Source organism: Citrobacter sp. Cf118, assembly GCF_030334095.1.
Taxonomy (GTDB): Bacteria; Pseudomonadota; Gammaproteobacteria; order Enterobacterales; family Enterobacteriaceae; genus Citrobacter; species Citrobacter freundii.
This window is the reverse complement of the sequence record NZ_JAOWES010000057.1, coordinates 14217-35034: the sequence shown is the minus strand read 5'-3', so window position 1 is coordinate 35034 and position 20818 is coordinate 14217. Positions and strand designations below refer to the sequence as shown.

16 protein-coding genes and 1 pseudogene are annotated in these 20818 nt (G+C 53.3%); 7 read left to right on the top strand and 10 right to left on the bottom strand.

Annotation, left to right across the window (positions count from 1 at the left end; translation table 11 throughout):
* Positions 1-77: 77 nt before the first annotated feature.
* Positions 78-766 (bottom strand): annotated as a pseudogene (locus tag OGX67_RS04240) (IS3 family transposase); the annotation flags it as partial.
* A gap of 259 nt (positions 767-1025) precedes the next feature.
* On the opposite strand from OGX67_RS04240, the gene rimO reads away from it, so the two are divergent.
* Complete coding sequence (gene rimO / locus OGX67_RS04235; RefSeq protein ID WP_110248931.1) at positions 1026-2333, top strand: 30S ribosomal protein S12 methylthiotransferase RimO; 1308 nt, start codon at positions 1026-1028, stop codon at positions 2331-2333.
* A 57-nt stretch (positions 2334-2390) separates the two neighbouring features.
* Here the strand turns inward: rimO and gsiD are convergent, their stop codons facing one another.
* The 6 genes from gsiD to OGX67_RS04205 all read right to left on the bottom strand — a co-directional run bounded on the left by gsiD (position 2391) and on the right by OGX67_RS04205 (position 9216).
* Entirely contained in the window at positions 2391-3302 is a 912-nt protein-coding gene (gene gsiD / locus OGX67_RS04230; protein WP_003035302.1) for a glutathione ABC transporter permease GsiD, read from the bottom strand.
* A gap of 2 nt (positions 3303-3304) precedes the next feature.
* Positions 3305-4225: a glutathione ABC transporter permease GsiC gene (gene gsiC, locus OGX67_RS04225; RefSeq protein WP_286525986.1), complete on the bottom strand. Its 921-nt coding sequence runs from the start codon at positions 4223-4225 to the stop codon at positions 3305-3307.
* 46 nt (positions 4226-4271) lie between these two features.
* Positions 4272-5810, bottom strand: a complete 1539-nt coding sequence (gene gsiB / locus OGX67_RS04220) for a glutathione ABC transporter substrate-binding protein GsiB (RefSeq protein WP_003035297.1) — start codon at positions 5808-5810, stop codon at positions 4272-4274.
* Positions 5811-5838: 28 nt separating this feature from the next.
* Positions 5839-7710, bottom strand: a complete 1872-nt coding sequence (gene gsiA, locus OGX67_RS04215; protein ID WP_129622478.1) for a glutathione ABC transporter ATP-binding protein GsiA — start codon at positions 7708-7710, stop codon at positions 5839-5841.
* Positions 7697-8662, bottom strand: a complete 966-nt coding sequence (gene iaaA, locus OGX67_RS04210) for a beta-aspartyl-peptidase (protein WP_257651708.1) — start codon at positions 8660-8662, stop codon at positions 7697-7699. Before iaaA ends, gsiA begins: the two co-directional genes overlap by 14 nt.
* 191 nt (positions 8663-8853) lie before the next feature.
* On the bottom strand, positions 8854-9216 hold the full coding sequence (locus OGX67_RS04205) for an aminoglycoside adenylyltransferase domain-containing protein (protein WP_032948914.1): 363 nt from the start codon (positions 9214-9216) through the stop codon (positions 8854-8856).
* 175 nt (positions 9217-9391) lie between these two features.
* Here OGX67_RS04205 and moeA point away from each other — a divergent pair, with 175 nt between their 5' ends.
* Both moeA and moeB read left to right on the top strand, forming a co-directional pair.
* Positions 9392-10627: a molybdopterin molybdotransferase MoeA gene (moeA, locus tag OGX67_RS04200; RefSeq protein WP_136397639.1), complete on the top strand. Its 1236-nt coding sequence runs from the start codon at positions 9392-9394 to the stop codon at positions 10625-10627.
* A complete protein-coding gene (moeB, locus tag OGX67_RS04195) occupies positions 10627-11376 on the top strand; it encodes a molybdopterin-synthase adenylyltransferase MoeB (protein WP_054528217.1) in 750 nt (249 codons plus the stop codon). Before moeA ends, moeB begins: the two co-directional genes overlap by 1 nt.
* Positions 11377-11424: 48 nt before the next feature.
* Here the strand turns inward: moeB and OGX67_RS04190 are convergent, their stop codons facing one another.
* Positions 11425-12354 (bottom strand): Rpn family recombination-promoting nuclease/putative transposase, encoded by a 930-nt coding sequence (locus OGX67_RS04190; protein WP_071697258.1) that lies wholly within the window; start codon positions 12352-12354, stop codon positions 11425-11427.
* 179 nt (positions 12355-12533) lie between these two features.
* Positions 12534-13196, bottom strand: coding sequence for a fructose-6-phosphate aldolase (gene fsa, locus OGX67_RS04185; RefSeq protein ID WP_032948908.1), 663 nt, complete (start codon positions 13194-13196; stop codon positions 12534-12536).
* A gap of 132 nt (positions 13197-13328) precedes the next feature.
* On the opposite strand from fsa, the gene OGX67_RS04180 reads away from it, so the two are divergent.
* The 4 genes from OGX67_RS04180 to OGX67_RS04165 all read left to right on the top strand — a co-directional run bounded on the left by OGX67_RS04180 (position 13329) and on the right by OGX67_RS04165 (position 19065).
* Positions 13329-14228 carry a glycyl-radical enzyme activating protein gene (locus OGX67_RS04180; protein ID WP_257651709.1) on the top strand — a complete coding sequence of 300 codons (900 nt, stop codon included), beginning with the start codon at positions 13329-13331 and terminating at the stop codon, positions 14226-14228.
* A gap of 5 nt (positions 14229-14233) precedes the next feature.
* Complete coding sequence (locus tag OGX67_RS04175) at positions 14234-16666, top strand: glycyl radical protein (RefSeq protein ID WP_257651710.1); 2433 nt, start codon at positions 14234-14236, stop codon at positions 16664-16666.
* A gap of 167 nt (positions 16667-16833) precedes the next feature.
* On the top strand, positions 16834-17649 hold the full coding sequence (locus tag OGX67_RS04170; protein ID WP_268043633.1) for a Cof-type HAD-IIB family hydrolase: 816 nt from the start codon (positions 16834-16836) through the stop codon (positions 17647-17649).
* Between the two features lie 153 nt (positions 17650-17802).
* Positions 17803-19065, top strand: a complete 1263-nt coding sequence (locus tag OGX67_RS04165) for a DUF1479 domain-containing protein (protein WP_048219222.1) — start codon at positions 17803-17805, stop codon at positions 19063-19065.
* Between the two features lie 143 nt (positions 19066-19208).
* On the opposite strand, the gene OGX67_RS04160 is transcribed toward OGX67_RS04165, so the two are convergent.
* On the bottom strand, positions 19209-20804 hold the full coding sequence (locus OGX67_RS04160) for an ABC-F family ATPase (RefSeq protein WP_200003555.1): 1596 nt from the start codon (positions 20802-20804) through the stop codon (positions 19209-19211).
* Positions 20805-20818 lie beyond the last annotated feature (14 nt).

Below are 20818 nucleotides of genomic sequence, written 5' to 3'. Positions count from 1 at the left end.
GAGTTACCGGTTCAATATTCCAGACAGACTCGCGGTTCATTTAAGCATCCATGCCCGCCCTGAACTCCGGGCACACTGTACGTCACATCGCCGCACCACACCTGGTTAGGTTCTGTCACTGCGAACTGTCGCTCAAGGCGATTCGGGATAGCGATGTGTTCATGACCAACACGTTTATACCGGTGGGTAGGCTGCTGACAACTCACCAGCCCCAGTTCTTTCATGAGCCTGCCAGCAAGCCAGCGTCCCATTCTGAAGCCTCTCAGGGTTGCCATAATGGCGATACTTCTTGCGCCAGCAGAGCCATGGCTGATGTTATGCAGCTCCCGAACCTGGCTGCGTAACACAGCTCGCCAGCCGTCTGGCTTTTCGGCGCTTTTCTCCCAGTATTTGTAGCTACTGCGATGAACCCCGAACACGTGGCAGAGTGTGACCACAGGATACTGCGCTCTGAGTTTCCCGATTAACGAGAATTGTTCAGGGAGTCTGACATCAAGAGCGCGGTAGCCTTTTTTAATATGTCGTTTTCCATTTCAATGCGTTGTAGCTTTTTCTTCAGCTCACGTATTTCAATCTGTTCCGGGGTTATAGGGGAGGCTTTAGGTATTTTGCCCTGTCGTTCATCCCGCAACTGCTTTACCCATCGCGTCATGGTAGAAAGACCCACATCCATAGCACTGGCCGCAGCTGCAACGGTGTAGTTCTGATCAAGGACCAGTTGAGCGGATTCACGTTTAAACTCTGCGCTGAAATTTCTTTTTTTCATTGAGGCACCTGTAATGTTCTGAGGTAAGCATATCACCTCTGTTCAGGTGGCCAAATTCAGTAAACCACTACACTTACACCTGGCTCAATGATTTCTACCATCTCCAGCCCCTTCTCTTCAGCATACGTCCTCGCTGCCGATAACTGGCGGTCTTTTGTCGTTCCCTTGTCTTGTCGGTCACTTGACCAACGGATGTAGCTGTAAAGTTTAGGCATGATGTATAATCCGAGTTTTCCCGAGCAATGTATTGTACAAAATAATGTCTAAGATTGGATTTATATCATTAGGGTGCCCGAAAAACCTCGTCGATTCTGAGCGCATCCTGACCGAACTTCGTACCGAAGGCTATGATGTCGTGCCAAGCTACGACGACGCGGATATGGTTATCGTTAATACCTGCGGCTTTATCGACAGTGCGGTTCAGGAATCCCTGGAAGCAATCGGCGAAGCGCTTAACGAAAACGGCAAGGTGATCGTCACCGGTTGTCTGGGCGCGAAAGTCGATCAGATCCGTGAAGTCCACCCGAAGGTGCTGGAAATCACCGGGCCGCATAGCTACGAGCAGGTTCTGGAGCACGTTCACCATTACGTACCCAAACCAAAGCATAATCCGTTCCTGAGCCTGGTTCCTGAGCAGGGTGTCAAGCTGACTCCGCGCCATTACGCCTATCTGAAGATTTCTGAAGGCTGTAATCACCGCTGTACGTTCTGCATTATTCCATCCATGCGCGGCGATCTGGTGAGCCGTCCGATTGGCGACGTCCTCAGCGAAGCCAAGCGTCTGGTCGATGCGGGCGTGAAAGAGATTCTGGTAATCTCTCAGGATACCTCCGCTTACGGTGTGGATGTGAAGCATCGTACCGGTTTCCATAACGGCGAGCCGGTAAAAACCAGCATGGTTGATCTGTGCGAGCAGTTATCAAAACTGGGGATCTGGACGCGCCTGCATTACGTCTACCCCTACCCGCACGTTGATGACGTGATCCCGCTGATGGCAGAAGGGAAAATCCTGCCGTATCTGGACATCCCGTTACAGCATGCCAGCCCGCGTATTCTTAAACTGATGAAACGCCCAGGCTCCGTAGACAGACAGCTGGCGCGCATCAAACAGTGGCGTGAAATCTGCCCTGAACTGACGCTGCGCTCCACCTTCATTGTTGGTTTCCCGGGTGAAACGGAAGAAGACTTCCAAATGTTGCTCGACTTCCTGAAGGAAGCACGTCTGGATCGCGTGGGCTGCTTTAAATACAGCCCGGTAGAAGGCGCTGGCGCTAATGACCTGCCGGATCAAATCCCGGAAGAGGTGAAAGAAGAACGCTGGAACCGCTTTATGCAATTGCAACAGCAGATCTCTGCTGAACGTTTGCAAGAGAAAGTGGGCCGCGAGATTCTGGTTATCGTTGATGAAGTTGACGAAGAAGGCGCAATTGGTCGTAGCATGGCTGATGCTCCGGAAATCGACGGCGCGGTATACCTGAATGGTGAAACCAAGGTGAAACCTGGTGATATCATCCGCGTGAAGGTCGAAAACGCAGATGAATACGATCTGTGGGGTTCACGCGTTTAATTAAGCGTAACTCAACCGTAGGCCGGATAAGGCATTACGTCTTATCCGGCCTGTGATTTATCCTTTTATCTTCGGGTCCAGCGCGTCGCGCAGACCATCTCCCAGTAAGTTAAACGCCAGCACCGTCAGAAATATCGCTACCGCCGGGAAAATCGCCACGTGCGGCGCGATCACCATGTCAGCGCGCGCTTCATTAAGCATTGCCCCCCACTCCGGCGTCGGCGGCTGTGCACCTAATCCCAGAAATGACAGGCTCGCGGCAGAGATGATCGACGTGCCAATTCGCATGGTAAAAAAGACCACGATCGATGAAACCGTACCCGGCAGGATATGGTTAAAAATGATGGTCGTATCGCTGGCACCAATACTGCGCGCAGACTCAATAAACGTCTGTTGCTTCAGCACCAGTGTATTTCCGCGCACCAGGCGCGCGAAAGCAGGAATGGAGAAAATGGCCACGGCGATAATCACGTTCGCAATGCCGCTGCCCAGCACGGCGACCACGGCTATCGCCAGCAGAATGCCGGGAAAGGCGAACAGCACATCGCAGATACGCATAATCAGCCGATCCCACCAACCTTCGTAGTATCCCGCCAGCAGCCCCAGCACTGTGCCAATCGCCGCGCCAATAAACACGGCAAAAACCCCCGCCGCCAGCGAGATTTGCGCGCCAACCAGCACGCGGCTAAAGATATCTCGTCCCAGAGAATCGACACCAAACCAGTGCAGCATCGACGGCCCATCATTCAAACGGTCATAATCGAAGTAATTTTCGGCATCAAATGGCGTCAGCCAGCGGGCAAAAATCGCGACCATGATCAGGAGCAATACAAACAGCCCAGCGAACATCGCCATGTGCTGTCGACGGAAACGACGCCAGAACTCATGCCACGGTGTGCGTATCTGCTCTGGCTTAACAAGGGGCATTGCATTCAAAATCGCCTGTCGGCGCCAGTTAAAAAATCGCATCCTTACTTGTACCTGATAGCCGGATTAATGGCGGCGTAAAGCACATCCACCACTAAGTTGATAAGAATAAACTCCAGAGAAAACAACAGTACCTCGGCCTGAATCACCGGATAGTCGCGCATTTCGACGGAGTCCACCAGCAGTCGCCCAAGCCCAGGCCAGTTGAACACCTTCTCAACCACGATTGATCCACCAAGCAAAAAGCCAAACTGTAGCCCCATCATGGTGACCACTGGGATCATCGCGTTACGCAGACCATGTTTTAACACCACCCAAGTCTCACTCACCCCTTTAGCCCGCGCGGTACGCATATAGTCTTCGCTGAGCACATCGACGAACGAGGCGCGGGTAAACCTGGCCAGCACCGCAGCCACCGCCGCGCCCAGAGTAATAGACGGGAGGATATAGTGCAGCCAGGTATCAGCGCCAACGGTTGGCAACCAGCCAAGCTCAACGGAGAATATCTGCATGAGCAGCATGCCAAGCGCAAACGCCGGGAACGAGATCCCGGTGACCGCCAGCGTCATACTCAACCTGTCCGGCCAGCGATTGCGCCATACGGCTGCAATGATCCCCGCCGTCATACCAAATAACACAGCCCATGCCATACTCGCAATTGTCAGCCATAACGACGGCATAAAACGGCTGGCTATCTCTTCGGAAACCGGGCGACGAGAAACCATCGACGTGCCAAAATCGCCTTGCAACACGTTGGTCATGTAATGCCAGAACTGAATATGCAGCGGTTGGTCCAGACCCAGCTGCTTGCGTACCAGTTCAATCACCTCGGCGTCAGCTTCCGGTCCGGCAATCAGCCGGGCCGGATCGCCGGGTAGCAGGTGAACAAATAAAAACACCAGCACCGCAACAATCAATAGCGTTGGGATCAACCCCAGCAGGCACTTGAAAACATAGTTAAGCATCACGCTCCCTTCGCCGGCCCCTGGTTAGCGGGGCCGAATGAATAGCTTATTTTAAATCCGCATCATCAAAGCTAAATCCGGTGTCCGGCATAATCCAGAATCCGGTCAATCTGGTGCTGTGCGCCGAAATCAGTTTTTCCACTACCAGTGGGATCCACGGCGACTCTTTCCAGATAATATCCTGCGCATCCTTGTACAGCTTCGCTTTCTGCGCTGGATCGTTAGTTTGCAAGGCCGCCGCTAAATCACTGTCCACCTGCTTATTGCTATAGAACGCCGTATTAAACAGCGTTGGCGGCCAGTTTTGTGATGCAAACAGCGGTGACAGCGCCCAGTCCGCTTCCCCCGTAGAGGCAGACCAGCCGGTGTAGAACATCCGCACCCCGCTCTCTTTCTGCGCTTTACCCTCGACTTCCGCCGCGCGCTGGCCGGCATCCATCGCTGTTACCTGAGCCTTAACTCCCACCTGCGCCAGCTGCTGCTGGGTAAATTGCAGCACTTTCTGCGCGGTACTGTGATTATGTGAAGACCATAGCGTGGTGGTAAAACCGTTCGGATAACCTGCTTCTTTCAGCAGTTCGCGCGCTTTCGCCGGGTCGTATGGCCATGGCGTATAGCTTTGCGCATAGGCTATCGACGGAGGAAGAACGCCCGTTGCTGGCGTGGCATAACCTGCAAACGCCACTTTCACCAGCGCCTGACGGTTGATGGCATAATTCAACGCCTCGCGCACCTTCGGATTATCGAACGGTTTTTGTGTGACGTTCATGCTGATGTAACGCTGCATAATAGACGGACTGGCCACCAGTTCCAGGTTTTTATTCTTCGCCAGTAACGCAGCCTGCTCGTAAGGGATCGGGAAGGCAAACTGCGCTTCCCCGGTCTGCAGCATGGCCGCACGCGTGTTGTTGTCAGTCACCGGACGCCAGGTAATCGTATCCAGCTTTGGCAGCCCTTGCTGCCAGTAACCCGCGAACTTCTTAACCTTCACAAAATCTGTCTGATTCCAGGTATCAAGCTGGTACGGCCCGGTCCCCACAGGGTGGAAACCGATCTCCTTACCGTATTTCTCCAGCGCGGCGGGAGAAATCATTGCCGTTGCCGGATGCGCCAGAATATTGATAAAGGCAGAGAACGGCTGTTTCAGCGTAATCTTCACCGTTGACGGATCTACAACCTCGGTTTTATCGATATTCTTATACAGGTTGTAGCGTTTCAGACGGTTTTCCGGATTGCTGGCGCGGTCGAGGTTGGCTTTAACCGCATCGGCGTTGAAGTCGGTGCCATCCTGAAATTTCACACCCTGACGCAGCTTAAGAGTGTAAGTCAGGCCGTCATCAGAAACCGTATAGCTCTCTGCCAGCACATTTTTCAGCTTCATCTCTTTATCAAGGCCAAACAGTCCCTGATAAAACGACTTCGCTACCGCCTGCGACAACGTGTCATTCGCGTCATAGGGGTCAAGCGTGGTGAAATTGGATCCTACCGCCACCACCACGTCTTTGGCGGCCCAGCCAGGCGATGCGGCCAGCGCAGAGGCCACTCCCACAGCAACCAGCCATTTCCGAGCAACAATTTTTGTCATGTTATTCTCCTTAAACCCTGCCTGCCTGTTATAAACGCGAAAGCGCATTTTCTGGTTGCCCACGCGCAACATAATGCCCCGGGCCAACTAACTGTAACGACACGGGGGAAATCTCTTCGCCGCGCTTGCGGATATTGCTGGGGATATCATCCGACAACAGCACACGCTGTGGTCGGTGATGCGATGGATCGGCAACCGGTACTGCCGCCATCAGTTTGCGCGTATACGGATGTTGCGGATTTTCAAACACCGCGCGTCGGGGGCCAATCTCAACGATTTGCCCGAGATACATTACCGCCACACGGTGACTGATCCGTTCTACCACCGCCATATCGTGAGAAATAAACAGATATGCGATACCCAATTCTCGCTGCAGGTCGAGCATCAGGTTGATGATTTGCCCGCGAATTGAAACATCCAGCGCCGAGACAGATTCATCGGCAATAATCACTTTGGGATTGAGTGCCAATGCCCGTGCAATACAGATACGCTGACGCTGACCGCCGGAAAACTCGTGCGGATAGCGCCAGGCATGCTCAGGCAACAATCCTACGCGTTCCAGCAGCCATGCAACCCGTTTTGACCCCGCATCACCCTGCAATAACCCATGCACCCGTAGCGGCTCCAGAATGGAATATCCCACCGTCTGACGAGGATCGAGCGAGGCATACGGATCCTGGAAGATAAACTGAATATCCCTACGCAGCGGCTGCAACTTGCTGGCAGCAAGGGTATCAATACGCTGTCCGTTGAAAATGATTTCCCCACGCTGAGACTCAACCAGGCGCAACAGCGCCCGCCCGGTGGTGGATTTCCCACAGCCCGACTCTCCCACCAGCGAGAGCGTTTCTCCCGGCCACAGGTCAAAGCTGACGTTTTCCACTGCATGCACCTCGCGAGTTACGCGATTTAGAATGCCGCTACGCAGAGGAAAACGCGTCACCAGGTTACGTACCTGCAAAATTGGCTCGCCTTCAACCACGGTATTCTGTTCGGTCTGCGGCTCTACATGACTGGGATCGTGTAATGAAATAAGCGGGAAACGGCGCGGAAGTTCATGCCCGTTCATTGCCCCAAGCTGCGGCACGGCTGCCAGCAGCGCTTTAGTATAAGGATGCTGGGGAGCGTGAAAAATCTGCTCAACGCTGCCGGTTTCTACCGCCTCGCCCTGATACATCACCAGCACGCGGTCGGCAATATCCGCCACAACGCCCATATCGTGGGTAATAAAGATCACTCCCATCGACATATCCTGCTGCAACACTTTTATCAGTTGAAGGATCTGCGCCTGAATGGTGACATCCAGCGCGGTTGTCGGCTCATCAGCAATTAAAACCGCAGGGCGACACGACAGTGCCATGGCGATCATCACCCGCTGGCGCATACCGCCGGAAAGCTGGTGTGGATAACGCGATAAAATCGCCTTCGCCTCGGGGATACGCACCTGATCGAGCATTCGCTTCGCTTCTACCATCGCCTCTTCGTGACTGGCCCCCTGGTGCAAGCGGATAGACTCGGCAATTTGCTCGCCCACGGTAAACACCGGATTAAGCGATGTCATAGGCTCCTGGAAGATCATCGCGATATCCGCACCGCGCACGTGACGCATTTGTGATGCGCTCTGTTCACCCAGCTCAATAACCTGTCGATTACGGCGTCGGAGGAGCATTTCATCGCAGCTCACCTCGCCGCCGGACTGTTCAATCAGACGCATCAGCGACAAGGCGGTCACCGACTTACCAGAACCAGACTCACCGACTATCGCCAGCGTTTCGCCACGCTTCAGGCGAAATGACAGATTGCGCACTGCGCTGACACGCTGCTGCTCCTGTTCAAAGGCAATATTCAGATTGCTGACTGCCAGCACATCGCTGGCATCAAGCTCATCACTGTGTGGCAACGCTATCTCCTTTTTCCCGATAAATACCGGTGGTTGGCGTATCACCTGCGTATCCCCAGGCGCGGTACATGCCTTCGCTGTTAAACGGCAAAGCGACATTGCCCTCATGATCGATAGCAATTAAACCGCCGCTGCCGCCAAGCGCCGGTAATTTTTCCATCACTACGCGTTCACACGCTTCGGATAAACTCAGACCGCCGTAGTCCATCAACGCCGCAATGTCATAGGCCGCCAAAGCACGAATAAAGACTTCTCCGGTTCCGGTGCAGGAGACTGCCACACTTGCATTATTGGCATAACAGCCTGCGCCAACCAACGGACTGTCACCCACCCGCCCCGGTAATTTATTGGTCATCCCACCGGTGGATGTTGCTGCCGCCAGATTGCCAAACATATCTAACGCGACCGCACCCACGGTACCCATTTTGTTGTTTTCATCCAGCGGGCTCGCGCTATGGTCCAGCACCGTTTCACCCGCTGTTCGCGCCGCCAGAAGTTGAGCGTAGCGTTCTGGCGTCGAGAAAATATCCGCTGATACGCGCTCCATACCCTGCGCAATGGCAAAGTTTTCAGCCCCTTCACCTATCATCATGACGTGTGGACTGTGTTCCATTACCAGGCGTGCCGCGAGAATCGGGTTTCGCAGATGGCTGACCCCGGCGACGGCTCCCGCCTTAAGCGTGTTACCATCCATCACGCAGGCATCAAGTTCATGGGTTTCATCATGGGTATACACCGCGCCAATTCCGGCATTAAACAATGGACACTCTTCCAGCAGGCGCACGGCCTCGGTAACGACATCCAGTGCGCTACGACCGTCTTCAAGCATCCGCTGGCCGGTTTCAACGATATCCGACAGCGCCTGTATATAACGCAACTCTTGCTCCTGGCTCAGCTGCGAACGGGTGATAGCCCCTGCGCCGCCGTGAATTGCAATGACTGCTTTACCCATTTTATTCGTCCATTAGGTGGCAGGTACCGGGGTTATAAATATCAGAATTTCTGTGACTTATTGATTCGATTTTTGAATATAGAAAGATGCAGACGTCATGTAAAGGTTAAGGCCCGTACCTCACACCCCATCCCATCAGGTTATTTAGATGAGTTAATCAGAAAGGGGATCTTCCAACATCGTTGAATATATTATTCAAGCCGATCGGCAATCTGTTTTTTTGCATAAAACACAAAGCGTTCAACAGACGGCATAGACGCAGCCCAGTTCTTTTTGGTTAACCCCAGGTATTCTGCACGCGCGGCTTGCAGCGTGTCAGCATACTCAACGGGTAATTGCGGTATAAGCCAGGAGGCGCCTTCATCTCTTTGCCGGGTATTAAGTGGCTGCCTAATGGTAACCAGTAAATCGATATCGCTTTGGGGCTTTAAGCCACCTTCAACAGCAGAGCCATACAAATGAACAGCAACCAGATCGCCCTCGATAATCCGCGCAATCAGTGCACTGGCGGCATTCACCTGTCGTCGAATTGAATCCGGGATAGTCGCAGACATTTAGCCTCCTGGAGAAAAAGCAGAAATCATGAGTCTATACTGCATCTTTCCTGTAGCGCTAATCTCTGGCAGAAAACCTGTATCAGATCTGATCCTAAGCCTGAGGTAGCATACTGTCCGCGTCCATTTTCTGACATAATGAGCGGATTCGATTTTGCCCCGCAGGAGTCTTCTCATGGAATTTACCGCCGGACTGATGCCGCTTGAAACGGCTCTTTCTCAGATGCTTTCGCGTATCACCCCACTCACCGCCGTCGAAACGCTGCCGCTGGTTCAATGCTTTGGCCGCATTCTGGCCACCGACGTCGTCTCCCCGATTGATGTGCCGGGATTCGATAACTCGGCAATGGATGGCTATGCGGTGCGATTAGCCGATTTACAATCAGACCAGCCTCTTGCGGTGGCTGGCAAAGCCTTTGCTGGACAGCCATTCCACGGCGAGTGGCCTGCGGGAACCTGCATCCGTATTATGACCGGAGCCCCGGTGCCTGCCGGTTGTGAAGCCGTGGTAATGCAGGAGCAAACGGAACAAACTGACGACGGTGTGCGTTTTACCGCCGACGTCCGCAGCGGACAAAATATTCGTTTGCGCGGTGAAGATATTGCAAACGGCGCGGTGGTATTCCCCACAGGAACTCGTCTGACAACCGCCGAGCTTCCCGTGCTCGCTTCGCTCGGTATTGCCGAGGTTCCCGTTGTGCGTAAAGTCCGCGTGGCGTTGTTCTCCACCGGTGATGAGCTGCAATTGCCGGGTCAGCCGCTGGGTGACGGGCAGATTTATGACACAAACCGTCTGACCGTTCACCTGATGCTGCAGCAGTTGGGCTGCGAGGTGATCAACTTAGGAATTATTCGCGACGATCCCAACGCGCTGCGGGCCGCATTTATCGAAGCCGACAGCCAGGCCGACGTCGTCATCAGCTCTGGTGGCGTTTCGGTAGGCGAAGCGGATTACACCAAAACCATTCTGGAAGAGCTGGGAGAAATTGCCTTCTGGAAGCTGGCCATCAAACCCGGTAAACCGTTCGCCTTTGGCAAACTGAGCAACAGCTGGTTTTGCGGCCTGCCGGGTAACCCGGTGTCTGCTGCCCTCACCTTTTATCAACTGGTACAACCGCTGCTGGCGAAACTCAGCGGCAACACCGCCTGTGGGTTGCCTCCGCGCCAGCGCGTACGCACCGCTTCACGCCTGAAGAAAACGCCAGGGCGTCTGGATTTTCAGCGTGGTGTATTGCAGCGTACCGCGGAAGGCGAACTGGAAGTCACTACCACCGGGCACCAGGGCTCACATATTTTTAGCTCCTTTAGCCAGGGCAACTGCTTTATTGTGCTGGAGCGCGATCGCGGTAACGTTGAGGTCGGAGAATGGGTTGAAGTTGAGCCATTTAACGCACTGTTTGGAGGCCTGTAATGGCAGAACTCAGCGACCAGGAGATGATGCGCTATAACCGGCAAATCATTCTGCGCGGCTTCGATTTCGAAGGTCAGGAAGCGCTCAAAGATGCGCGGGTACTGGTCGTTGGTCTGGGGGGACTGGGATGTGCTGCAACCCAGTACCTTGCTGGTGCTGGCGTCGGGCATTTAACCCTGCTCGACTTTGACACGGTATCCGTGTCAAACCTCCAACGCCAGACGCTGCACAGCGATGCAACCGTAGGGCAACCAAAAGTGATATCCGCCCGTGACGCGCTAACGCGGATTAACCCTTATATCGCCATTACGCCGGTGAATGCGCTGCTGGACGATAGCGAGATTCACGCGCTTATTGCCGAACACGATTTGGTGCTGGACTGTACGGATAACGTCAGCATCCGCAATCAGCTGAATGCCGGATGCTATGCCGCCAGAGTTCCGCTGGTTTCCGGTGCAGCAATTCGCATGGAAGGGCAAATTACCGTCTTTACGTATCAGGAAGGCGAGCCCTGCTACCGTTGCCTGAGCCGTCTGTTCGGTGAAAACGCCCTGACCTGCGTAGAAGCCGGAGTGATGGCCCCGCTGATCGGCGTGATCGGCTCGTTACAGGCAATGGAAGCCATTAAGCTGCTGGCAAACTACGGTAAACCGGCATCCGGAAAAATCGTCATGTACGATGCCATGACCTGCCAGTTTCGCGAAATGAAGCTGATGCGTAATCCGGGGTGCGAGGTCTGCGGGCAATAAACGAAAGCCCCGGCGGCGTTTGTTATCCGGGGCTGAATTAATATACGTTCAATACGTCAGTGATTTAACGTCATCTTCAGAAAGCCCAGTAATCCTCACGATGACCGCCCGTGGGAGACCATCGTCCAACATTGAATGAGCAATGCGTAACGCTTCCTCGCGGCGGCCTTCAACCAAGCCTTTTTGCATGCCTTCCCGCATCCCCTTTCGCTGTCCTGCCCTACGTATTTTTTCCACAATATTCATTGTACTCTCCTTGTGTTCGGGTACCCGCTGCGCCAGCTTGCGCATAAATCGTCCAAAGCGCGGTTTGTGACCGTGCTGGATTAGCAGGTAATTAAACAGCGCTTTTAGCTGGCTGTCATTAGCGCTTCCGGTAACCAACAGCGCGGCCAGCTTGTCCACCAACCCCATCAAATCGCGCTGACGAATATGCTTTTGAATCAGTTCCAGAAGAGCAATGCGTCGGTGCTGCATAATTTCTTCATCTGGAACAACGGTAATATCTACCAGCGGAAAAGCTGACAGGTAGAGCTGACGTGCAAGTGTTGGATTATCAAACTCATCCAGCCAGCATAGAGAGAAGGGATAAGGTGTATCGATTCCGTGATAAAACAGCATCGGCACAACTAAAGGTAACGTATTATGCCCGGCGTCGAGGTGACTTTGCATTGCCGCTATCGCATAACGCATCAGGCGAAATGCCATATGAATATCCGGGCGGCTTTGATGTTCGATTACGACATAAATATAGCCGTGCCCTTCACTGGTTTTCATCGACCAAAGTACATCGGAATAATATGCACGTAAGTTATCCTCGATAAAACTGGTCGGTTGCAGCTTTAATGTCGAAAAATCGCACAGCGTTCGTAGCGTGGAGGGAAGATGGATTTCAATGAAATCGCGCGCCGTTTCCGGGTATTTTAAAAACGTTTTAAATAGCGCATCGTGCGGCGTGGATGTGGGTGATTTTTTCATGGCGGTCCGTCACCTGATTAACATGATGACACGACTGTACCTGCCATGATGACGGGTCGCATGCCGACTTTGTCGGTTTTACGAGAGGGATTCGCAGATAAAAGCGTACAACTGCAACACATTCATTTTGACGGAAACATGTACGCAATAATGCCGGGACTACATCCCGGCACTCTCGTTTAAATAGACGTGCGACCGAATGCGCTCTGCCAGTCGTGCTCAAACTTCGCGACGGCAGCATCAACTGCCGGGGAGCTAATCATCTGCTGAGCAACGTCCAGCGGTAGCGTGATGGACTCGCAGCCTGCCAGCAGGCAATCCAGCGCCTGACGCGGCGTTTTAAAACTGGCTGCCAGTACTTTGGCGTGCGGGGCATGCATTTTCAGTAACGTCTGCAGGTCGGTCACCGTCTGAATGCCATCCCCTCCTTGCGCATCCACGCGGTTAATGTATGGCGCAACATATTCCGCACCTGCCAGTGCAGCCAATAACCCTTGAGCTGCACCGTATACCGCAGTACCCAACGTCGGGATCCCTTCTTCTTTCAGCAATTTTATAGCCGCCAGACCTTCTGCTGTTACCGGCACTTTGACCACGATATCAGCAATGATTGCCCGCAGCTTACGCGCATCGCTAACCATCCCTTCGGCGGTGGTCGCCATCACCTGAGCAAACAGACGGCCTTGTCCTCCCATCGCTTCCTGCAGTTGCGGCAGTAGTACTTCCAGCGTCTGATTCCCCGCCGCCACAATACTCGGGTTAGTGGTCACCCCTGCCAGCGGGAAAATGCGCGCCAGAGCTTTTACCGCATCAACGTCAGACGTATCTAAATAGAGTTCCATAACCTTTCCTCAAACGAATAATTAGCATGAATAAAAGGTAGCACGGCGAAACCTCACGGTTAGTTGACGCACGTCAATATAACTTTCATTCGAAAGTAATTTAATCTTTATACGAAAGAAAAGAGGTCGCTTATGATTTTCAATATCCAGCGCTATTCCACGCATGATGGTCCCGGGATCCGTACTGTGGTGTTCCTTAAGGGATGCTCCCTGGGCTGTCGGTGGTGCCAGAATCCGGAAAGTCGCGCCCGTACGCAGGATCTGCTCTATGACGCACGCCTGTGCCTTGATGGTTGCGATCTTTGTGCTCAGGCAGCACCCGCAGTAATTGAGCGGGCACTAAGCGGGTTGCTGATTCATCGCGAAAAACTGACCGATGACGATCTGACGGCGCTGACCCACTGCTGTCCAACGCAGGCACTAACCGTCTGTGGAGAGGTAAAAAGCGTGGACGAAATCATGGCGACCGTATTGCGTGATAAACCGTTTTACGATCGCAGCGGAGGGGGCCTAACCCTGTCCGGTGGCGAACCGTTTATGCAACCAGAGCTGGCGGCTTCTTTGCTCAAAGCCAGCCACGACGCCGACATTCATACCGCAGTGGAAACCTGCCTGCATGTCCCGTGGAAGTATATTGAACCATCATTATCTGACGTCGATCTGTTTCTGGCCGATCTAAAACACGTGGCGGATGCGCCGTTTAAACAGTGGACCGATGGCAGCGCCTCTCGTGTGCTGGAAAATCTAAAAAAACTGGCCGCAGCTGGTAAAAAAATGATTATCCGCGTACCGCTGATTCAGGGGTTCAACGCTGACGAAGCCGCCATCCAGGCTATTACCGATTTTGCTGCCGACGAGCTTCACGTCGGGGAGATTCATTTTTTGCCCTACCACACCCTTGGTATCAACAAATACCACTTACTCAGTCAACCCTACAACGCACCGGATAAACCGCTTGATGCGCCTGCACTGCTCGAATTTGCCCAGCAGTATGCCAGCCTTAAAGGTTTAACCGCGACCCTACGAGGATAATCGCCATGACCACTCTGAAACTGGACACACTCAGCGATCGTATCAAAGCGCATAAAACAGCCCTGATCCATATCGTGAAACCGCCGGTTTGTACCGAGCGCGCCCAGCACTATACCGAGATGTATCAGCAACACCTGGATAAGCCGATCCCGGTACGCCGCGCGCTGGCGCTGGCCCATCATCTGGCGGAACGCACCATCTGGATCAAGCATGACGAACTGATTATCGGTAACCAGGCAAGCGAAGTGCGCGCCGCGCCGATCTTCCCGGAATACACCGTCTCCTGGATTGAAAAAGAGATCGACGACCTCGCCGACAGACCGGGCGCAGGTTTTGCGGTAAGCGAAGAGAATAAACGCGTATTACACGAGGTGTGTCCGTGGTGGCGTGGTCAGACCGTGCAGGATCGCTGCTACGGGATGTTCACTGACGAGCAGAAAGGGTTGCTGGAAACCGGCATTATCAAAGCCGAAGGTAATATGACCTCCGGCGACGCACACCTGGCGGTGAACTTCCCGCTACTACTGGAAAAAGGTCTCGACGGCCTGCGCCACAAAGTCGATGAACGTCGCTCCCGCATCAATCTGACGTGTCTGGACGATCTCCACGGCGATCAGTTCCTGAAAGCGATTGATATCGTGCTGGAAGCCGTCACTTTACACATTGAGCGCTTTGCCGCGCTGGCGCGTAAAATGGCATCCACAGAAACGCGCACCAGCCGTCGTGATGAACTGCTGACCATGGCGGAAAACTGTGATGTGATTGCCCATGAGCCACCAAAAACATTCTGGCAGGCGTTGCAGTTGTGCTATTTCATCCAGTTGATTCTGCAAATTGAATCTAACGGTCACTCAGTATCGTTTGGCCGTATGGATCAGTACCTGTACCCGTTCTACCGTCGTGACGTAGAACTGAATCAGAGCCTCGATCGTGAGCACGCCATTGAGCTGTTGCACAGCTGCTGGCTGAAACTGCTGGAAGTGAACAAAATCCGTTCTGGCTCCCATTCGAAAGCCTCAGCGGGCAGCCCGCTGTATCAGAACGTAACCATAGGTGGCCAGAACCTGGTCAGCGGTCAGGCGATGGATGCCGTCAACCCGCTCTCCTACGCCATTCTGGAGTCCTGTGGCCGCCTGCGTTCTACTCAGCCGAACCTGAGCGTGCGTTATCACGCGGGGATGAGTAATGACTTCCTTGATGCCTGCGTGCAGGTGATCCGCTGCGGCTTCGGGATGCCAGCCTTTAACAACGATGAAATCGTCATTCCGGAATTCATTAAGCTGGGCATTGAACCGCAAGACGCCTATGACTATGCAGCTATTGGTTGCATCGAAACCGCCGTTGGCGGCAAATGGGGCTACCGCTGCACCGGCATGAGCTTTATTAACTTTGCCCGCGTGATGCTGGCGGCGCTGGAAGGCGGACGCGATGCCACCAGCGGCAAAGTCTTCCTGCCGCAGGAAAAAGCGCTCTCAGCTGGCAACTTCAACAATTTCGATGAAGTGATGGATGCCTGGGATACACAGATTCGCTACTACACGCGTAAATCCATTGAAATCGAGTATGTCGTTGACACCATGCTGGAAGAGAACGTACACGATATTCTGTGCTCCGCGCTGGTAGACGACTGTATCGAACGCGCGAAAAGCATTAAGCAAGGCGGCGCGAAGTATGACTGGGTATCAGGTTTGCAGGTGGGTATCGCCAACCTCGGCAACAGCCTGGCAGCAGTGAAGAAACTGGTCTTTGAACAGGGCGCTATCGGTCAACAACAACTGGCCGCCGCGCTGGCCGATGATTTTGACGGTCTGACCCATGAGCAGTTACGCCAACGACTAATCAACGGCGCACCGAAATATGGCAACGATGACGATAGCGTTGATACGCTGCTGGCCCGCACTTATCAGACTTATATCGATGAACTGAAACAGTATCATAATCCGCGTTACGGGCGTGGTCCGGTTGGCGGCAATTACTACGCCGGGACCTCGTCTATTTCTGCAAACGTGCCGTTTGGCGCAGCAACAATGGCAACGCCGGATGGCCGTAAAGCACACACTCCACTGGCAGAAGGCGCAAGCCCGGCTTCCGGTACGGACCATCTCGGCCCAACTGCGGTAATTGGCTCGGTGGGTAAACTGCCGACCGGTTCGATTCTCGGTGGCGTGCTGTTAAATCAGAAGCTGAACCCGGCCACGCTGGAAAATGAGTCTGACAAACAAAAGCTGATGATTCTGCTGCGTACCTTCTTTGAAGAGCACAAAGGTTGGCATATTCAGTACAACATCGTTTCTCGTGAAACGCTGCTGGAAGCCAAAAAACACCCGGATCAGTACCGTGACCTGGTGGTGCGTGTAGCAGGTTATTCCGCCTTCTTCACCGCTCTCTCACCGGATGCACAGGACGATATCATCGCGCGCACTGAACATATGCTGTAGCCCTCCCGCCCGGTGGCGCTGCGCTTACCGGGCTTACATACTCCCCCTTTAGCCGGGTAAGGCGAAGTTGCCACCTGGCGTTTTACTTTCATTCGAAATTAAATTTGTGCTTTAGCTCACATTGTTATTAAAATGTTTCTGGTCGCAGTTATGAGCCAGGAGCATATATGACCATCAAAGTTATCGTCACCGACATGGACGGAACTTTTCTCGACGACGCCAAGCAATACGATCGTGCACGCTTTATGGCGCAGTATCAGGAACTGAAGAAACGAGATATTGAATTTGTCGTGGCAAGCGGCAACCAGTATTACCAGTTGATCTCCTTTTTCCCGCAGCTCAAAGATGAGATCTCTTTTGTCGCCGAGAACGGGGCGCTGGTGTTTAAACATGGCAAACAGCTGTTTCACGGCGAGCTTACGCGCCACGAATCACGCATTGTCATTGGCGAACTGCTCAAAGATAAGCAACTCAACTTTGTGGCCTGTGGACTGCAAAGCGCCTACGTGAGCGAAAATGCCCCAGAGTCCTTTGTCGGTTTGATGTCAAAACACTACCACCGCCTGAAACCCGTCAAGGATTATCAGGATATCGACGATGTGCTGTTCAAGTTCTCGCTGAATTTACCGGACCAACAGATCCCGCTGGTTATCGATCACCTTCATTCTGCTCTCGACGGCATTATGAAGCCCGTCACCAGCGGCTTTGGGTTTATCGACCTGATCATTCCAGGCTTACATAAAGCCAACGGGATCAGCCGTCTGCTAAAACGCTGGAACCTGTCACCGCAAAACGTGGTCGCCATTGGCGACAGTGGCAATGACGCGGAAATGCTGAAGATGGCGCACTACTCTTTCGCCATGGCCAATGCGGCAGAGAGCATCAAAGCGATTGCCCGCTATCAGACCGATGACAATAACCATCAAGGCGCGCTGAACGTAATTCAGGCAGTGCTGGATAACACTTCACCTTTTAACGCCTGATCCTGCCAACCGGGGTATCCCTCATCCCGGTTTTCACTCTTTTTCTATTTTGCTCACACCAGCAGGTTTTTAAACTTGCATTAACTAATTTTTAACTTATATTGTCATTTGTAATTAAATTTAGTTTCGAATGAAAGTTAATGCGAGGTGATTATGGCTTTTACTTTTACCAGCGACACGTTGCCCGCCGATCACAAAGCGGCAATCCGTCAGATGAAACAGCAACTGCGGGCACAGCTTGGGGATGTTCAGTTGATCTTCAATCAGCTGAGCGATGCCATTGCCACCCGCGTGGCGGAAATCAACGCTCTCAAAGCGCAAGGCTCCCCGGTATGGCCTGTGTTGTCCTATGCGGATATCAAAGCGGGTCGCGTGAGTGCAGAGCAGCGTGAAGAAATTAAGCGTCGCGGATGCGCAGTCATTAAAGGGCATTTCCCCCGCGAACAGGCGCTGGCATGGGATCAGTCGATGCTCGATTACCTGGATCGCAACCATTTTGATGACGTCTACAAAGGGCCGGGCGATAACTTCTTCGGCACCCTGAGCGCATCGCGACCTGAAATCTACCCCATTTACTGGTCCCAGGCGCAGATGCAGGCCCGCCAAAGTGAAGAAATGGCCAATGCCCAGTCGTTCCTCAATCGTCTTTGGACATTTTCAAGCGAAGGTAAACAATGGTTTAACCCAGATGTCAGCGTTATCTACCCTGACCGTATACGCCGCCGTCCGCCGGGAACCACCTCCAAAGGGCTGGGCGCGCATACGGATTCCGGCGCGCTGGAACGCTGGCTGCTGCCTGCGTATCAGCAGGTATTTGCTCATGTTTTCAATGGCAAGCTGGCAGATTACGATCCGTGGCAGGCTGCGCATCGCACCGAAGTAGAAGAGTACACGGTGGATAACACCACCAAATGTTCAGTGTTCCGTACCTTCCAGGGCTGGACTGCGTTGTCCGATATGCTGCCAGGACAGGGATTGTTGCACGTGGTTCCGATTCCTGAAGCGATGGCGTATGTGCTGTTACGCCCATTGCTTGGCGATGTGCCGGAAGATGAGCTTTGCGGCGTAGCGCCCGGCAGAGTCCTGCCGATTTCTGCGCAATGGCATCCGTTGCTGATTGAAGCGTTAACCAGCATTCCACAACTGGACGCCGGAGACTCCGTGTGGTGGCATTGCGATGTGATTCACTCCGTCGCGCCTGTCGAAAATCAGCAGGGCTGGGGTAACGTTATGTATATCCCTGCCGCCCCGATGTGCGAAAAAAATCTGGCCTACGCCCACAAAGTGAAAGCTGCGCTGGAAAAAGGCGCATCGCCGGGTGATTTCCCGCGAGAGGATTATGAAACTAACTGGGAAGGACGCTTCACGCTGGAGGATTTGAATATCCACGGTAAACGCGCGCTGGGGATTATTTAATATGTAGCTTACACAATTTTCCCTAAGTATTTCGCGTTACAGGAAGGCGGTCAGCCTGTAAATCCCCGGGAGCTTACATAAGTAAGTGACCGGGGTGAACAGGTGCAGCCAACACACCTGTAACACGAAAGACGACGGGTAAATTAACCGTCAATACCTTTACTACGTAGGTAATCTTCGTAGTTGCCGGTGAAGTCGATCACGCGTTCCGGCGTAATCTCAATCACGCGGGTCGCCAGGGAACTGACGAACTCACGGTCGTGAGAAACAAAGATCAACGTGCCCTGATACATTTCCAGCGCCATGTTCAGCGACTCGATAGATTCCATATCCAGGTGGTTGGTCGGTTCATCCATGACCAGGATATTCGGTTTCTGCATCATCAGCTTACCGAAAAGCATGCGTCCTTTTTCACCACCGGAGAGCACTTTTGCAGGTTTCTTGATATCGTCCTGGCTGAACAGCAGACGGCCAAGGAAGCTGCGCACAACCTGCTCATCATCGCCCTCTTGTTTCCACTGGCTCATCCATTCGAAGACGGTTAGATCGTTTTCAAACTCGTATTCATGATCCTGCGCGTAGTAACCCACCTGGGCGTTTTCAGACCACTTAACGGTACCGTTGTCCGGCTGCAAATCGCCAACCAACGTTTTCAGCATGGTGGATTTACCCACGCCGTTGGCACCAATGATGGCAACCTTCTCCCCTACTTCCAGCAGCAGGTTGAAGTTTTTAAACAGCGGACCTTCATCAAAACCTTTCGCCAGCGCTTCCACTTCCAGCGCGTTACGGAACAGTTTCTTATCCTGTTCGAAGCGGATGAACGGGTTCTGGCGGCTGGACGCTTTCACTTCGTCGAGCTTGATCTTATCAATCTGACGCGCACGAGAGGTCGCCTGTCGAGATTTAGACGCGTTGGCGCTAAAGCGGCTGACGAAGGATTGCAGATCGGCAATCTGTGCTTTCTTCTTGGCGTTATCGGCCAGCAGACGTTCACGCGCCTGGGTTGCCGCCGTCATGTATTCGTCGTAGTTACCCGGATAAACACGCAGTTCGCCATAGTCCAGATCCGCCATGTGTGTACAGACCATGTTCAGGAAGTGACGGTCGTGCGAAATGATGATCATGGTGCTGTCACGCTCGTTCAGCGTCTGCTCCAGCCAGCGAATGGTGTCGATATCCAGGTTGTTCGTTGGTTCGTCGAGCAGCAGAATGTCCGGGTTAGAGAACAGCGCCTGCGCCAGAAGCACACGCAGCTTCCAGCCGGGCGCGACTTCGCTCATCGGGCCGTAATGCTGTTCTACCGGAATACCTACGCCCAGCAGCAGTTCACCCGCACGCGCTTCCGCAGAGTAGCCGTCCATTTCGCCATACTGAACTTCGAGATCAGCAACTTTATAGCCGTCTTCTTCGCTCATCTCAGCCAGGGCGTAAATGCGATCGCGCTCCTGCTTCACTTCCCACAGTTCAGCGTGACCCATGATCACGGTGTCAAGCACGGTGAATTCTTCAAAGGCGAATTGATCCTGACGCAGCTTACCGATGCGTTCATTCGGATCGAGGGAAACGTTGCCCAGCGTCGGTTCGAGGTCGCCGCCGAGAATTTTCATAAAAGTGGATTTACCGCTACCGTTCGCGCCAATCAGGCCGTAACGGTTGCCGCCGCCAAATTTGACGGAAATATTTTCAAACAGCGGCTTACTGCCGAACTGCATAGTGATGTTGTTGCTAAGGAGCAAAATTGATACTCTCT

Coding starts and splice junctions, on each gene's coding strand:
- OGX67_RS04205 (WP_032948914.1), bottom strand. CDS start 9,216: ATGTCTGCGACTATCCCGGATTCAATTCGACGACAGGTGAATGCCGCC.
- OGX67_RS04190 (WP_071697258.1), bottom strand. CDS start 12,354: ATGAAAAAATCACCCACATCCACGCCGCACGATGCGCTATTTAAAACG.
- OGX67_RS04175 (WP_257651710.1), top strand. CDS start 14,234: ATGACCACTCTGAAACTGGACACACTCAGCGATCGTATCAAAGCGCAT.
- fsa (WP_032948908.1), bottom strand. CDS start 13,196: ATGGAACTCTATTTAGATACGTCTGACGTTGATGCGGTAAAAGCTCTG.
- OGX67_RS04170 (WP_268043633.1), top strand. CDS start 16,834: ATGACCATCAAAGTTATCGTCACCGACATGGACGGAACTTTTCTCGAC.
- iaaA (WP_257651708.1), bottom strand. CDS start 8,662: ATGGGTAAAGCAGTCATTGCAATTCACGGCGGCGCAGGGGCTATCACC.
- gsiC (WP_286525986.1), bottom strand. CDS start 4,225: ATGCTTAACTATGTTTTCAAGTGCCTGCTGGGGTTGATCCCAACGCTA.
- OGX67_RS04180 (WP_257651709.1), top strand. CDS start 13,329: ATGATTTTCAATATCCAGCGCTATTCCACGCATGATGGTCCCGGGATC.
- gsiB (WP_003035297.1), bottom strand. CDS start 5,810: ATGACAAAAATTGTTGCTCGGAAATGGCTGGTTGCTGTGGGAGTGGCC.
- OGX67_RS04165 (WP_048219222.1), top strand. CDS start 17,803: ATGGCTTTTACTTTTACCAGCGACACGTTGCCCGCCGATCACAAAGCG.
- gsiD (WP_003035302.1), bottom strand. CDS start 3,302: ATGCGATTTTTTAACTGGCGCCGACAGGCGATTTTGAATGCAATGCCC.
- moeB (WP_054528217.1), top strand. CDS start 10,627: ATGGCAGAACTCAGCGACCAGGAGATGATGCGCTATAACCGGCAAATC.
- rimO (WP_110248931.1), top strand. CDS start 1,026: ATGTCTAAGATTGGATTTATATCATTAGGGTGCCCGAAAAACCTCGTC.
- moeA (WP_136397639.1), top strand. CDS start 9,392: ATGGAATTTACCGCCGGACTGATGCCGCTTGAAACGGCTCTTTCTCAG.